Origin of the sequence: Arsukibacterium sp. UBA5043 (assembly GCA_002415085.1) — a bacterium.
GTDB lineage: Bacteria > Pseudomonadota > Gammaproteobacteria > Enterobacterales > Alteromonadaceae > Alishewanella.
Map to the genome: position 1 here is coordinate 423637 of DIBV01000006.1, position 16388 is coordinate 440024.

The window sequence follows — 16388 nt, forward strand, 5'->3', positions numbered from 1 at the left end:
TTATAACATTACGGTACAGTTTCTGCCCTGACTTTTTGCCTGATACAGCGCTTTGTCAGCCTGATTCAGCAATACTTTGTCACTAATATCCTGGCCGGTTTTCAGGCAGGCAATACCCAGGCTAATGGTCACAAAGCCGGCGGTTGGGCTGGCCTGGTGGGGGAGCATTAAGGCTAATACTTCCAGGCGCAATTGTTCCGCCATAATAAGTGCTTGCTCCGGGCTGGTATTAGGCAGGATACAGGCAAATTCTTCGCCACCATAACGGGCAACCAGATCGACCTGACGCTGTAACGTCGTTGCCATGGTATTTGCTATCGCCTTTAAGGTGTCGTCACCGGCAAGATGGCCGTAGCTGTCGTTGTAAGCCTTGAAATGATCAACATCCAACAGGATAATCGCCAACGGCTGCTTAATCCTTTTGGCCATCGCCACGGTACTTTGCAAGTGGGTGTCAAAGTGCCGGCGATTGGCGATACCGGTCAGACCATCGGTTAATGACTGGCGTTCCAGTGCAGTTTGCTGAGCCCGCACCGTATCTCGGTACTGGGTAAAAGAGCGGGCAATTTCGGCAATTTCATCATTGCTGCTGAATAAAAGGTCGTCTTCAACAAAATCACTGCCAGCCAGTACTTTCATATTAAGCAATTTCAAACGCTTAATTACGCGTTTTTGGGTATGAAACATAATCAGCAGCAGCAACAATATTGCGGTGAGTGCCAGAGCTGCACTTAGTTGGTTTTGTCGGGCGAGAGAATCCGAAGACTGCTGACTCAACTTCATCAGTGACGCGGCGGATTGATAAGCATTGAGCTCGGTTTCGCTGGCATAATCCGTAACCAGACTGCGTAAGAAGTTTGCTTTGCCGGTGGCTCTGGCGATGTTGGTTAATTCTGCGTCCAGCAACGCCAGGATCCCTCGCTCAGCGAATAAAGCATCCAGTAGTTGCTGGTAGAGGACGTCTGCTGCAGGTTGTTCGGTGCTGCGCAACTGCTTGAGTATTTCTTTGTTGCTTGCCAGAGCCTTATTCAGTTCAGTGCGACTCTGACGCAGGTTATAGAGGCGGTCAATGCTATAAAGGGCCGTAATATCGCGCAATAACCCTGAATAATGCAGCAGCCAGGGTTGGCTGGCGTTTAATTGCAGGCTTTGCTGTTGCAGCTGGCTCAGTGTGTCCAGCCACCTGCGGCTTTGCTGTTGTAACACCAGGCGTTCGGCAATCAGCATGTCCAGGCTGCGAGCCTCATCGGCAATCAGTTGCAGCCGTTGTTGCTGATATTGATGTTGCACGTATTGCTGATGGTCAAGGCTGCTAATCTGGACAATAATCTGACGTATTTGCTGTGAAGCTCTGGCGCGGGCTGCCTGACTGACAGCATTGCGCAATAGCTCTGACTGCAGATTAAGTTCCTTAACTTTATCATGTACCTGACTGGCTTCCAGCACTGCCGGAACAGCTCGCTCTGCCACATCGCTGACAATTTGCTGCGCCTGGTGCAGGCGATGATAAAACAATAAACTTAGTAAAATAAACAACAGCAGGATCAGCAGTAAAGATCCAAATAACAATCTGGCGCTGGAGTAGTAACGTTTAGAGACTGAACTCATGGCTGTCCCTGTTTGCTGATGTCTTGCAGCCGACCATCTTTTATCAGCTTAATGGTCTGCTGTTTTTTAATCGCTGCGGCAACAATATCTGCAATGTTGCGATCGCTGGGGTTAAAGTAGTTCAGCTTGCTGCGTTTCTCGAGGATCTCAAAACCGTCGCCACCCTCGGCCAGATACTCTAGTGTGGCGACGTTATACATTTTGCTGTTGATAACAGGATCACCATTGACCAGCAGCTTTATAACCCGACTACCTATCGGCGCGGTACTGTCAAAAAGCAGAGTAAAACCGGAGACTTGCAAAAAGAAACCGCGTTGGTTATCTAAGCCACTAAGCCCATGTTCAAAAATACTGAGCAAATCCAGGCCACTAAGCTGCAGCAGTACCGGCGTATTGCGAAAGGGTAGCTCGGCCAGAATATCGCCCCGGGTAAGCATGCTTCCCGCCGGGTAATCTTGCACGCCACGGATAGTGCCACTGTTGAAAAAGGCCAATTGGGCGCCGGTATAATTTTTCAGGGTATCGGCAACAAAATTAGCAAACGCATTTTCCGTGTTGCGTACTTCCTGGCGCAGGGTGGTAAAACTCACTGCAGTGCGCCCCAGCGGTTCTTGCAATAACAGTTGCAAACGCTGAGTATGATCGACAATTTTTCTGGCAATATCCGGGTCTGCTGGCAATGTTGCCAGATCAATATATGTTGTTGTTAGCTTGTCCAGCTGATAATCAAGGTCTACTTCAGCTGTAACTACTACGGCCTGATTAAGTTGTTGTTGCAGAACAAGACGTGGATGGTCTCGCAACAATTGCTGGCCATCATAATTATTGCGAAATGCCAGATCAAGGGTGCCGTTTGTCAGTAACTCGGGTAAAAAATCCAGTTCGATAGTATGCATTAATACCACCAGGTGAGCGCCCTGAGCTTTTAGCCTGGCTGCTTGCCGGCTAATGGCCTGCTCGGCCGGTGTTACGTGTAATCTGTTCAGGGCATACTGCTGAACAACGTACGGCGCAACCAGCGCAATCACACCCAGTTTAATGTCGGCCTGCTGCACCAGAATACTGTCCACCAGACCATCAAGATTATCCTCTGTCATTGGATCATACAGGTTGCTTAACACCAGTGGAAAGGCGGCCTCATAGGCCCGCTGTGACAGTTCCTCTGACAAATAAGCAAAATCGCGGTGCGATACCGCCATCGCATCTGGTTCTAAACTGTTGAGAATGTCTATTATGTGAGCGCCGCGGTCAAAAAAACCGAGTGGGCTGGGGCCAATACTGCCGCCGCCAAACAGAAAAAAAGTGGGGCTACTGTTGCTACGGGATTGTTTTAATAAGGTAGCCAAGTGCGAAAAGTTGGCTTCAGGATGATTGGCTTCTGCCATTTCGGCAGCGTATATTATCGTGAACTCAGACTCTGCGCGACTGAATAACAGTGGATTGCTAAACAACAATGCGAGCAGCGTTAACCTGAAGAAAACTGTCATAAGTGGTTAATTTTCACCTGAAACTCAGCATTGGCAATTAGTCTAATGGATCTGCAGGCGATCAGCAAAATAAAGTCATAGCGAAAGTGTGCGTACGTAATAATGTGTTGCAAATAATAAAAGCCGGCAATGAGCCGGCTTGGTGTTTACATTAATACCTTAACCACATTTTTTCGGGCCGCCTTTACATGGCGTAGGTTCCGGATCAGTACCACCGTCGCCGCCATCACCACCACCGGTATCGCCACCGGCACAACCGTTGGCCGTCAGGTAGTCATATGCCGCTTTCGCTTTAACAATACCATAGCCAAAGTAGTCATCTTTACCCGCCGCACCCGCATCCTGCGCTGTTGCTTTTAAGGCATTTCGAATTTCAGTACCGCTGCAGCTGGGGAAGTTTGACCAGACCAGCGCCGCTATACCTGAAACAGCAGGCGTAGCCATCGAAGTACCGCTCATGAAGCCGTAATCGCTGGCTGAAGATGAAATAGTAATGTTCGCAGCGCCAATAATATCGCTACGAGCCTCTAAAGCTGCACCGTATGAGGGGATATTAGCTGAACCCGTAACGTCCATATAAACCGGACCTTCGCCAGCAACGTTATTAATTACAATCGCGCCGATACCACCAGAGTTAGCACAATTATTAATTTTGTCAGCGAAAGAGACATTACCACGGTCAATAGTACAAATTTTACCGTTTGCAGCTGCATCAGTCACTTCAGCTGTACCCATGTGGTACGTTGCACCGTTCAGATTACCCGTGTTATCGGAAGGCGCTGAACTAAAACCAATTCCGTCAGCAGTTGCTGTAACGAGTGACGTACCGCCTGCTGGGTAGGTTGACAAGGTATCAACACCGCCTGCCGTAACTTCAACACAAATGGTTTCGTCGTTAGTCACATTTTTACCGCGGCCACTGCTGCAGCTAGGAAATTGTGAAAAACTGGCAATCGCATTATTGCCGTCGTTGGCACCAATCATCATTACTGATGAATAGCCTGCAGGGTACGAGCGGGTGGTGTTACCGTCATTGCCTGCCGCAGCAAGAACCAGACCGCCATTAGCCGTGAAGGTGTTAAAAGCGTTTTCTTCAGTACTGTTGGCTCCGCCCCCTCCTAAACTCATACTGATAATCTTAGCGCCATTCTGAGCACATAAGTTGGCAGCATGTGCTAAGTCTGACGAGTAAGCCCAGCCAGCAGCGTTAAATACTTTAATAATGTGCATCGGGTTGCCTGGTGCCATGCCGACTACACCGATACCGTTATCGGCAGCAGCAATTGTGCCGGCAACGTGGGTACCGTGCGGGCCACCGTCGCGGAACCAGTCGCCAGAGACCGAATCACTGGTACCGGTAATGTTTGACCAGTCGAAATCGTTATTGCCACCACCGGTTTCTCCGGTATCGCGGGCAAGGCCTGAGTCGATAACACAAACCCGTTTCGCATTGCCTAAGTTCAGGCTAACCTGATTGGCTTGTGACTGATACACCGCGTACGGAGTTAACTGCTGGGTTGCCGGATTGCCAGCGTCATCATTGAACAGCGCCATCGAATAACGCTTAACATCAGCTTCAACCAACTTTATATGTGGATTATTTAATAAACCTTTAATTTCACTTAATGTTTTGCCGCTAAATTGCGCTGCGATAAAACCATCAGCATCAACTTTCACTTCGCCGCCAAGCTGTTTAGCCAGCGCTTTAACGACGCCTTTTTTGCTGTTATCAACCTGGATTATAACTCTGTCGGAGGCTACGGCAGTGGCAGTTAGGCCCATGGCGAGTAAGGTAGCGGTAGCTACAGTGGATAATCTATTTAGTTTCATTCAAATACTTCCTATGGATTTATCAGTTATTGCAGCTGATTTTTGTAGACTGTCGCGCTCTTTTGGCGCTTTAGCTCGTTGCTATTTCTATTTCAACACAAATTAGTTTTGCCATAGAAAAACAGGCAAAGCAAACAGTAAATGTCAGCTTCCCGAAAACGGCTGTTAATTGTAATTTTGGTGAAAGTAGTTAACGGCATAAATGTAACTAAATGTAATAAGCCTGCATCTTAGTTTCATTTAACGGTATAACTAAGACTGATTCTTTGCAGCGGGTCAGTGCCAAGGGGCATGAAGGGGTCTGGCTGGTATTTAGTGTAAACGGCCTTTTTTTAAAGCGCCAATCAGCAGCAATATAACAATAAAGGTCAGTGGCCAGTCACCATAAATACTGTAAAACGTCCGGCCAGTGCTCAGCACTACGGTATCTGCCAAGATAGCCTCTTCAAACTGTGGCAGCTGCCGGGCTATGCTACCGTCGGGGCTTATAGAAGCTGTGATGCCATTGTTTGTCGCGCGCAGTACTGGTCTGCCAAACTCGCGGGCTCGCATCTGCGCAATCTGCAAATGTTGATGTGGCCCGATACTGTCACCAAACCAGGCATCATTGCTAACGGTCAGAATAAAATCGGTAGCGGCGGTAAAGTTGGCACGTATTTGCCGGGGAAAAGCAATTTCAAAGCAAATGGCACTTAACAGCTGATAATCGTTGGCCCGTAAATTAGGCTGAATATAACTGCCGCGGGTAAAAGAGCTCATCGGTAAATCAAAGATCGGCGCCAGCTTCCGCAACCAGTTTTCAAAGGGCACAAATTCGCCAATTGGCAATAAATGGTGTTTGCTGAAACGGTTACTATGACCATAGAAATACTGGCCCTCGGTGGCGGTAGCGCTGTCTTTGCCCAGCACAATTAAGTTGTTCCAGGCTTGGCTCGTTGCCAGATTGTAGTCCAGTATCCCGGTTATCAGTGCGGCATCATTGTAAAATGCGGCTTTGTTCAGGTTGTCCAGAAAGGCTTCGGCCATCGGTTCCAGTTGGGGAATTGCCGCCTCAGGCCAGATCACGATATCAGCATTGGAAAAATGCGGCCGGGTCAGGTCCAGATACTTGAGCATTGTTGGCCACTCCTGCTCAGGTTGCCAACGTAAATCCTGCTTAATATTGCCTTGCACCATCACGATATTGGCACTGTTAGTCTGATAATCCCATCCTCTTAGCTGTTGCAGCAAGGGGGCACTGATCACTATGACACCTGCTAATACTGCCGGGCCAACGCGTTGTAATACCGGGCCACCCTGATACAGCCGCGCCAATGCAGCTGCACTGGCCGCCAGAATAAAGGTGATGCCGGTTTCGCCGATTAACGGCGCGAAGTCGGCTAAGCCTGCACTAGTCTGGCTATAGCCCAGAGACAACCATGGAAAACCGGTCAGCAGGAAGCTACGCAACCACTCAACACCAACCCAGACCCCGGCAAAGATTAATGCCGCAAGCCGGCTGCAATTGTGCTGGCCTGTAAACCGGTAAGTCAGCAGCGCCGCGAGTGCCGGAAACAATGCCAGATAGCTGACTAATAGTGCCATTAACCCCAGACTGGCAATCAGGGGTAGGCCGCCAAATTGATCAATGCTGACATGCACCCAGCTGATACCGACACCAAACCAGCCCAGGCCATAGCAAAAACCTGCCAGCAGTGCCTGGCGCCAATGGCTAACCCGACTGATCACCATGACTAACAGTGCCAGGGTGAAAAAGGGCAGCCACCAAAGGGTGAATGGGGCAAACGCCAGTGTATTCAGCGCACCGGCAGCTACCAGCAGTAGCCCGGTGCAAGCCATTTTAACCGTAGTAGACGTGATGATGACGGTATTTATGATCCGTTGTCCTCAGCAGCAACATTTTGCTTGGCTTTAATTACCTGCAACTGCAGCAGGCGCCGGCTATTCGCTTTACTGACTTTAAAGGTAAGATCACCCAGTTGGATGCTTTCACCACGCTCAGGCATATGGCCAAACGCATGCAGTACAATACCGCCAATGGTATCAGCATCTTCTTCGTCAAAGCCGGTACCAAAGCTTTCGTTGAATTCATCCAGCGGGGTCAGCGCACTAACCTGAAATACTCTGGACGCCATTTTTTTTATATCATTATCTTCTTCATCGTCGTGTTCATCTTCAATTTCGCCGACGATTTGCTCCAGAATATCTTCAATGGTGACCAGGCCAGACACGCCGCCGTATTCGTCAACCACAATGGCCATATGGTAGCGTTTTTGGCGGAACTCTTTTAACAAGGCATCCACCCGTTTACTTTCCGGTATTATCACTGCCGGGCGCAAAAACTCGCCGATATGCCAGTCTGTCTGATTCGGATCCAGGGCATATTGCAACAAATCTTTAACCAGTAAAATACCTTCAACGTGATCTTTATCTTCGTTGACGACCGGATAACGGCTATGGTTATTTTCGAGTAAAATGGGTAAGAACGCGCTGACCGGCTGTTCAATATCGATGGTAGCCATTTGCGAGCGTGGCACCATGATGTCGCGGGCCCGCATTTTCGATACATCCAGCACGCCCTGCAGCATGCTTTTGGTATCACTATCGATAAGTTCGCGGCTGGCCGCTTCACTTATGATATCTTCCAGGTCTGATATGTCCTGTGGCTCTGCACTAAAAATACTGGCGATACGCTCTAACCAGGTTTTGCCGGCAGAACCGCGGCTAGAGTGGGGGTTGTCGTCACTCATTAGTGAACTTATGCTCCATTAGTAATAAGAAACCTAGTTATCATCCAATAAATAGGGATTATTGATGCCAAGAGCCGCCAGAATTTGAATTTCTTCTGCCTCCATCTCTGCCGCATCGTCGTCATTTATATGGTCAAATCCCAACAAATGCAAGCAACCGTGGACAACCATATGGGCCCAGTGGTCGTTAAGTGTTTTATGTTGTTCTAATGCTTCGGCCTGTACCACCGGAGCGCAGATAACCAGATCGCCAAGTAGCGGTAGCTCAAGACCTGCCGGGGCCTGAAAAGGAAAGCTCAGCACATTGGTCGGTTTATCTTTGCTACGGTACTGCAGATTAAGTTGCTGGCTTTCAGGATTATCAACAACGCGAACCGTGACTTCGGCTTTCGCCTGGAAGGGTTGCACCGCAGCATTAAGCCAGCACTGGAAGTCGGCTTCAGTTGGAATACCGCCAGCATCACTGGCTAACTGCAGATCCAGAGTGGTGCTCATTATTCAGCTATACTCCTGAGCTTTTCTGCTTCATGAGCTTCATATGCCTGCACAATACGCTGGACAATAGGGTGGCGCACCACATCTTTGGCATTAAAAAAGTTAAAGCTGATTTCAGCCACATCGCTTAGCACATCAATGGCATGTTTCAGACCGGAATACTGGCCGCGGGGTAAGTCTACCTGAGTAATGTCACCCGTTATCACTGCTTTAGCACTGAAGCCAATCCGGGTTAAAAACATTTTCATCTGCTCAGTTGTGGTGTTCTGGCTTTCATCGAGGATGATAAAGGCATCGTTCAGGGTGCGGCCGCGCATATAAGCTAGCGGGGCAATCTCAATGACGCCACGTTCCAGATACTTTTCAACTTTTTCAAAGCCGAGCATTTCAAACAGCGCATCGTACAAGGGACGCAGGTAAGGGTCGACCTTCTGCGCTAAATCGCCCGGTAAAAAACCGAGTTTTTCACCGGCCTCGACGGCAGGGCGGGTTAACACAATGCGCTTTACCAAACCGCTTTCCAGCGCGTCAACGGCACAGGCTACTGCCAGGTAGGTTTTACCAGTGCCAGCCGGGCCAATGCCAAAACACACGTCATGCCGGAGCACATTAGCCACATAACTGGCCTGATTCGGGTTGCGGGCTTTAACTAAGCCTTTTTTGGTTTTCAGGCTGAAGTCACCGGTACTACCATGATCATGCTGATACTGAATATCAAAGTTCTCACTGATGGTCAGATGCACCTGTTCCGGCGTAATGGCTTCCGCCTGTTGCTTTTTGCCCTGGGTCAGTTGAAACAACTGGCGCAGAATATCAGCGGCGGCGGCAACATTTACATCCGGACCTGCAACTTTGAACAGGTTATCCCGATAGCTGATATCAACCAGCAAACGCCGTTCAATATGTTTTAAGTTATCGTCGTAAGGGCCGCACAGCAGGCTTAATCTGTTATTGTCGGCCGGTTCCAGTACCAGTTCAGTTACATTCAGGTTGTCTGTGTTCAATAGTGCGCTCGCGGTTAAGGCCGGTTCAGGGCGTAAAAGTGGTAACACCTAAAGGATCTGCTTTAGGTTGTCTGGCTAATATCTGGGCCGGCGCAATTTCCCGACGCAAGCCCATTTCGGTTTCTGTGCGCAGTAAATCACCCCGCAATGAATTACTAAACACGTCAGTAATTTTAACGTCTACAAACTGGCCAATCATCTCAGGCGACCCTTCAAAATTGACGACCCGGTTGTTTTCGGTACGGCCGGTCAGTTCCATAATATTCTTTTTCGACGGGCCTTCAACCAGAATGCGTTGTTCAGTGCCCAGCATATTACGGGCAATTTTCAACGCCTGCTGATTAATTCTGTCCTGCAGAATATACAAGCGTTGTTTTTTGGTGTCGTCGCTGACATCATCTGGCAAGTCTGCCGCTGGGGTGCCGGGACGTGCGCTGTAAATAAAACTGAAGCTCATATCAAAATCTATGGCCTGGATCAGGTCCATGGTTGCCTGGAAGTCAGTGTCGTCTTCCCCGGGGAAGCCGATAATAAAATCGGATGACATGCTTAAATTTGGCCGGATTTTCTTCAGTTTACGAATTTGCGCCTTGTATTCCAACGCGGTGTGGCCACGCTTCATCAGGTTTAAAATGCGGTCAGAGCCTGATTGCACCGGCAAATGTAAATGGTCTACCAGCTCTGGTACGTCCCGGTACACTTCAATAATATCGTCGCTAAATTCAATCGGATGCGAGGTGGTGTAGCGAATACGGTCGATACCATCAATCGCCGCCACTAAGCGCAATAACTCTGAAAAGTGGCAAATATTGCCATCATGGGTGTCGCCGCGATAACCATTAACGTTCTGGCCCAGCAGGTTAACTTCCCGCACGCCTTGTGCGGCCAATTGGGCCACTTCAAATAATACGTCGTCTAACGGCCGGCTGACTTCCTCACCGCGGGTATAGGGGACAACACAAAAGGTACAATATTTTGAACAACCTTCCATAATAGACACGAAGGCAGTCGGGCCTTCTGCTTTAGGATCAGGCAGACGGTCAAATTTTTCTATTTCCGGAAAGGATACATCAACCACTGGTGAATGAGAGCCACGAACGGCATTGATCATTTCTGGCAGTCGGTGCAAAGTTTGCGGGCCAAATACAATGTCGACAAAGGGAGCACGCTCACGAATGGCTTTGCCTTCCTGCGACGCAACGCAGCCGCCAACCCCAATAATTAAATCCGGATTTTTTTCTTTCAATGGACGCCAGCGACCCAGTTGATGAAACACTTTTTCCTGTGCTTTCTCCCGGATTGAACAGGTATTGAGCAGAATAACATCTGCATCTTCTGCCTCGTCGGTCAGGGTATAGCCATGTGTTGCATCCAGCAGGTCTGCCATTTTTGAAGAGTCATACTCGTTCATCTGGCAGCCCCAGGTTTTAATGTGCAGTTTTTTGCCCATTGGTGGTCGTTACCTGTGTTGTCGCGTCTGAAAAAGGGAGCGTATTTTAGCCTGTTCGGCGCCACAGTGCCAGCGTCGATGGCAAAAGCTTTATACTAAGCTTTTTTACTCGCCATACCTGTTGCCAAATCTTGCTAAATCTTGCTAAAACAGGCGCTGGCGGGTGGTAACATACCCGGCGTAAAAAATCACCATTACGCCGGCCAACCAACTCCAGGTTACCGGCTCGTGCCAGAATAAGTAACCAAAAGCACCGGCAAACAGCACGCTGCTGTAGGTCCACATGCCTATATCGCTGGCAGGGGCAACGGCAAAAGCACTGGTCATGGCCAGCTGACCAATAGCGGCCAGCACGCCCATTGCCGCAAATGCCAGCCATACTTCGCTGCCAAGGGGTTGCCAGTAAAAGGGCACCGGTATGGCCGAAAGCATGGCCGTTAGCAGCGAAAAATAAAAGACGATGCGCACGGCGGATTCGGTAGTGGCCATGGCCCTGATGGTGGTTTTAGTAATCGCGACTAAAAATGCGGCAAAAAGCGCCAGCAGTAATACCATATTTAAACTGGGATCCGGGCTGGGCAGGGCAAGAATGACCCCGATAAAGCCAAGCGCGATGCCAAAACGGGTAATGCGGCTCGGCCGTTCATTCAACCAGAAACGCGCCAGGATTGGCACAATAAAGGGTGAAAGCATTATTACCATCATCGCCTGCGCCAGCGGCAACTGTGATAACACGTAAAAAAAACAGTACATCGAAATCAGACCTGTCAGCGCCCGGCTTAAATGCAGGTACCAACGGTGGGTTTTCAGCATTGCAAAGCCATGGCGGTACAAGAAAGGCAACATCAGAACCAGCGCAAACAGATTCCGAAAAAAAACGATTTGTACTTCGCTGGCCAGGTCGCTACTGTATTTCACAACAGCACCAATACCGGCAAAGCAGGCTTCAGCCAGCAGTAACAGCAGGGCGCCTTTGAGCAGGTGAGGTTGCATAACAATCCTGGCAGCGAGGTAGTTTGGCAGCGCAGTATAACAGGCCTGCGCTGTGTCAAACGAGTGAGCGGCAAATTTTGGTCGCAGCGAGCTGCCAGCTTATCTTATCAGGGTGCAACGCAGCGGGTTATTTCTGATGCCAAAATGGCGGGATCTGTTCGGCCGTCAGGGGTTTGGAATAAAAGTAACCCTGAATGAAGTAACAGTGTCGCTCAGTGAAAAAAGCCAGTTGTTCATTGGTCTCAACCCCCTCCGCAACACAGTACATGCCCAGGCTGCTGGCCATACTTAGCATCGCGTCGATAATGGTTTCGTCACTTTTATCAATGCCAATGTCACTGACAAAACTGCGATCAATTTTTATAGCATCTATCGGAAGTTGCTTTAAGTATTTTAACGACGAGTAACCCGTACCAAAATCATCCAGTGCCAACTGAATACCCAGTGTGCTTAACGCCAGCATGGTTTCGATAGCACTTTGCTGATCGTTCATCAGGGCACTTTCTGTTACCTCAAAACGCAGACAGCTGGCTGGGAGTTTATATTTATTCAGTAATGCCAAGGTGTGGCTGGCCAGGTTGCTTTGCTCCAGATGCTGAGTTGATAAATTAACCGACAAATAAATGTCGATGCCATCCTGGCGCCACTTGCTTAAATCGGCCAGCGCCCGCTCCAGCAATTGCTGCGTCATGCTGACGATCAGCCTTAACTCTTCTGCCAGTGGAATAAAGTCGACCGGGGAGACAATCCCATCTGAGCTTTGCCAGCGCATCAGTACTTCAACCCCTACCATTTGCTGTTTACTGCTATCGACAATGGGCTGATATACGTTGAAAAACTCATTATTCTGGTGCGCTTTACGCAGTCGGGTTTCCCTCGCCAGTTGCATATGCGCTTTTTCATTCATTTCAGTGGTAAAAAACTGGAAGTTATTGCGTCCTGCTTCTTTGGCATGGTACATCGCTACGTCCGCATGTTTCAGCAGTTCCTGCGCTGTCAGCGCATCATCCGGATACAAGGCAATACCGATACTGGGTGACACCCCAACTGTATGCGGGCCCAGCTGCATTGGCTCACTGACCACAGATAACATTTTCCGTGCCACCATGCTGACATTCTCACCGCGACGATAGCCTTCGAGCAACACGACAAACTCGTCGCCGCCAAGCCTTGCCACCGTGTCACGCTCGCGCAATGATAAACCAAGCCGACGAGCCACTTCTTTTAATAATAAATCGCCAACATCATGGCCGAGGGAGTCGTTTACCTGTTTAAACTTGTCTAAATCGATAAAGCACAATGCCAGTGACTTTTTCTCGCGCCGGGAATATTCCATGGCATGCAGAATGCGGTCCATAAGCAATGCCCGGTTTGGCAACCCCGTTAACACGTCGTAATTAGCCAGGTAGCGTAACTCTTCTTCTGCCATTTTTTGGGCAGTAATATCGGTAAACACCAGCACATAAAACGCGACATGTTGCTGCTCACCAATGGCACTAATATTAATCAGAGCAGGGCGCTCACGACCATCTGGCGTAATAACCTGTTCCTCTCCCTGCCAGTGAGCGCCGGCTTTTAGCTCTTGCAGCAACTTAGTGTAGAAGCGCCGGCGTACCAGGCTGATTCCCAGATGGTGGGTTCGCGGGTTCTCCAGGTATTGCTCCACACTGCCAAATGCAACTGAAAATGAATGGTTGGCGGCAATGACCCGTTGCTTGCTATCTAATATCACGACCCAGTCCCGGGTTTGCTGGAATGCTTCGCCGAACAGTTTAGCTTTTTCCATATTGGCGCGGGTTTCGGTGATATTGCTATAGGTTCCGGTAACTTTGAGCACCTGTTCATTACCATCTAACGCAGTCGCTCTGCCCTGATCGCGAAACCATAACCACTGGCCATCTTTGTGCTTTAAACGGTACGTAATATCAAAACTACCATCCGGGTGTTGCAAAAAACGCTGCCATTGTTGCTTATAATTTTCACGATCTTCCGGATGAATAAGCGACTGATGCTGCTGCAGGGTAATCGTGGTCATTTGCTCGCCATAACCCAGCATCAATTGCATTCTGGAACCATAAAGGCTGTTTTTATCAGCACGCCATTCAAAAGCACCGCTGTCGACCGAGGCCAGGGCCTGCTTTAAGCGTTGCTCACTGGTGGCGACTTCCTGATGCGCTTCGCCAATAACACGTTGCTGTTCGCGGCGTAACCGATATAGATGGTAAAACAATGCCAGGCTAATTAAGATATAAAACGCCATGGCCCAGGGCGAGCGCCATGGCGCAGGGGCAACGGATAAGGTAACTGAACTGACATCACTTTCCCGACCGGTATGAGGTGCGATAGCGACCACATTAAACCGATAATTGCCACTGCGTAGCCTCGGAAACACCACGCTATTGGATTGCTGCTCTGGAAAACGCAGGGTTTCACGTCCTTCCAGCCAGTACCGGTAACGCATTTTATGATTGTCCCGAAAATGCATGGCACTAAATTGCAACTCAATACCCAAATCATCATGATCCATTTGAAAATCCTGATTATTCAGTATGCCACTGCGCCCGCTGAACGTTCCCGCCAATACGCCGATATCGGTGATATTCACCGTAGGTTTGGGTTCTGAACTACTCAATTTTACCGGATCTATCAAGGTGATGCCGCGCATACTACCAAAAACAAGCTGGCCATCGGCTAACAGCGCTGATGCGCCCGCATTGTATTCATGTACCCGTAACCCATCAGCCTTGCTGAAGTGTTCAATTTGCAAGGTATCTGGTTGCATTTTGCTCAAACCGCTGTGCGATGAAAACCAGATATCTCCGGCATTATCTTTTTGCAAGCCGTAAACCTGGTTGGTGATGAGCTTATTGGTCATGGAAAAATGATGCTTGAGTTCCAGCGTTTCATTATTAAAGCCCAGCAAGCCAACACCATTGATTCCCAGCCACAAAATGCCATAGTCATCCAGAACCATATTATCAACATAGCGCTGCAGTTCAGGTTGGTAAGGGGTGGTCTGATACAGCAGCGTTATTTTATTCAGCTGGCTGTGATACACCCATATTTGATCTGATGCGCTAACCAGTAATTGCTCAGGCTTACCGGGCAGTGCACCGATAATAGCACCGTAATATCGCATCGGCAGCTGCTGAAAAACTTCCAGTTCAGTTACGGACCCGTTTGCCGGGGTGTAGCGGTAAATCTTGCCTTCCTGGTAAAAATATAATTGAGTTTGGCCCTGCTCATTATGAACGTCATAATAGCTGTACGTTAATATTTTACGCTCCTCTGCACTGGCTGCCGGCAGGGGCAATAATTTTTTGCTGGCAGTATCGAACAGATTTAAACCGGTTTCTGAAACAAACCATAACCACTGAGGGTTATTTGGATCGAAGAAAAGCTGTTCAACAGTGCCGGCATGCCAGTATGCTTTGGGATCATCTGACACGAAATAACTGGCCGTCGTCCCTGTCGCAAGGTCCAGTTTGTTCAGACCATTGCTGGTGCCTATCCATAAATTGTTTTTATTGTCAGTAACCAGCTGGAAAATTTTGTCATTACTAAGCTGTTTACCAATAGTGGTTTGACGGCTGATATGGGTAAAAGCCAGCGAGCGGGGGTGCCAGTAAAAGGCGCCATCATCACGGGAGGCCAGCCAAAATCCACCAAAATCATCGGCTACAATATCAATAATGTTGTCATCGTACAGCCCCAATTCGCTGTTACTAAAGCGGGATAAAAACGCCAGGGTGTTATCATCGCCGGAAAACTTAAACAGCCCTTGCTCGGTCGCAACCACTGCTTCGCTACCCTGCCACAACACCTGCCAGATATTATAATCAGCAATATGTAGCTGGGGTTGCAATGGTGTAGTGCTAAGTTCCGGGTCTGAATTTATCAGAGCAAGTTCAGCCAGATTCAGGCTGTATAACCCCTCGACAGTACCAATAAATAAGCGACCTGCGGCCATGCTCAGGTGCTTAACATTTCGTTGGTCTGCACTGGCAGTTGCGTCATTAAGATAAGGCAGAAAGTGATGCTGACTGGTTTGCAGATTATATTGAATCAAACCATTGGCAGCTGCGCCAATATAAAGAAAGTTGTCGTGTAATAACAGAGTTCGAAGTGAGTCGTCGGTAATGTTGTACTCTTGCAGGCTGAACAGCCGACTGCTCTGGCCAGTGCTTTTATTTAACCGGTATACTTCGTCGTCCAGAGCAAATAACAGATGATTGGCATCCTGCTCAATGACATCAACGATATGCGGATAATTTGCTGATTCAGCGGCAACCGGAATGGCCCAGAATAAATTAAAGACACTTTTATTTTTGTCGTACAGATACACACCAATTTCAGCAGCCGCGGCCCAGATGCGGCCTTGCTGATCTTCAATCACCTTGCTGAAGAACACATCATCAAAACTATGCCCGGCGGCAGTCATTTTAGAGACTTTGTTAGCATCAAACCGGTTAAGGCCGCCGGCAGTCGCAATCCACAAAAAGCCGTTACTATCGATCATCAGGTCAGAAACGGTGCCCTGGGACAAGCCCTGGTCGGGGGTTAAAGGGGTTAACAGTGGAATTTGGGCCAGGCTGCGGCCAGATAAGATCAACAGCAAGCCGAACATTAAGATCCTGGCAAATAATCTGGTATGTTCAGGCAACAGATCAACTCTGAAATTCACGTAATCTCCTCTACCTGGCAGCATTGTATTATTATTATTAGTGCTGCAGCCATTTTGCTGTGACAGACCATATACCGACAACACCCG

The 16388-nt window shown here is 48.8% G+C and carries 10 protein-coding genes; all 10 read right to left on the minus strand.

Translation table 11 applies throughout. The annotated features are described in order from the left end of the window. Positions 1–1608 carry a GGDEF domain-containing protein gene (locus B2Q61_RS08535; RefSeq protein ID WP_290618721.1) on the minus strand — a complete coding sequence of 536 codons (1608 nt, stop codon included), beginning with the start codon at positions 1606–1608 and terminating at the stop codon, positions 1–3. Then, on the minus strand, positions 1605–3095 hold the full coding sequence (locus tag B2Q61_RS08540) for a bifunctional metallophosphatase/5'-nucleotidase (protein ID WP_290618719.1): 1491 nt from the start codon (positions 3093–3095) through the stop codon (positions 1605–1607). The genes B2Q61_RS08535 and B2Q61_RS08540 overlap by 4 nt, the downstream gene beginning before the upstream one ends. 159 nt (positions 3096–3254) lie before the next feature. Beyond that, complete coding sequence (locus tag B2Q61_RS08545) at positions 3255–4925, minus strand: S8 family serine peptidase (protein WP_290618717.1); 1671 nt, start codon at positions 4923–4925, stop codon at positions 3255–3257. A gap of 312 nt (positions 4926–5237) precedes the next feature. Beyond that, on the minus strand, positions 5238–6764 hold the full coding sequence (gene lnt, locus B2Q61_RS08550; protein WP_290618715.1) for an apolipoprotein N-acyltransferase: 1527 nt from the start codon (positions 6762–6764) through the stop codon (positions 5238–5240). Positions 6765–6796: 32 nt separating this feature from the next. Continuing rightward, positions 6797–7675 carry an HlyC/CorC family transporter gene (locus B2Q61_RS08555; protein ID WP_290618712.1) on the minus strand — a complete coding sequence of 293 codons (879 nt, stop codon included), beginning with the start codon at positions 7673–7675 and terminating at the stop codon, positions 6797–6799. A 33-nt stretch (positions 7676–7708) separates the two neighbouring features. Beyond that, positions 7709–8170: an rRNA maturation RNase YbeY gene (gene ybeY / locus B2Q61_RS08560; RefSeq protein WP_290618710.1), complete on the minus strand. Its 462-nt coding sequence runs from the start codon at positions 8168–8170 to the stop codon at positions 7709–7711. Next, complete coding sequence (locus B2Q61_RS08565) at positions 8170–9174, minus strand: PhoH family protein (protein WP_290619494.1); 1005 nt, start codon at positions 9172–9174, stop codon at positions 8170–8172. The genes ybeY and B2Q61_RS08565 overlap by 1 nt, the downstream gene beginning before the upstream one ends. Positions 9175–9199: 25 nt before the next feature. Continuing rightward, entirely contained in the window at positions 9200–10624 is a 1425-nt protein-coding gene (miaB, locus tag B2Q61_RS08570; RefSeq protein WP_290618708.1) for a tRNA (N6-isopentenyl adenosine(37)-C2)-methylthiotransferase MiaB, read from the minus strand. A 144-nt stretch (positions 10625–10768) separates the two neighbouring features. Next, entirely contained in the window at positions 10769–11617 is an 849-nt protein-coding gene (locus tag B2Q61_RS08575) for a DMT family transporter (protein WP_290618706.1), read from the minus strand. Positions 11618–11744: 127 nt separating this feature from the next. Then, the gene (locus B2Q61_RS08580; protein ID WP_290618704.1) at positions 11745–16301 is read right to left on the minus strand and encodes an EAL domain-containing protein; all 4557 of its coding nucleotides are present in this window, start codon (positions 16299–16301) and stop codon (positions 11745–11747) included. Positions 16302–16388: the final 87 nt, after the last annotated feature.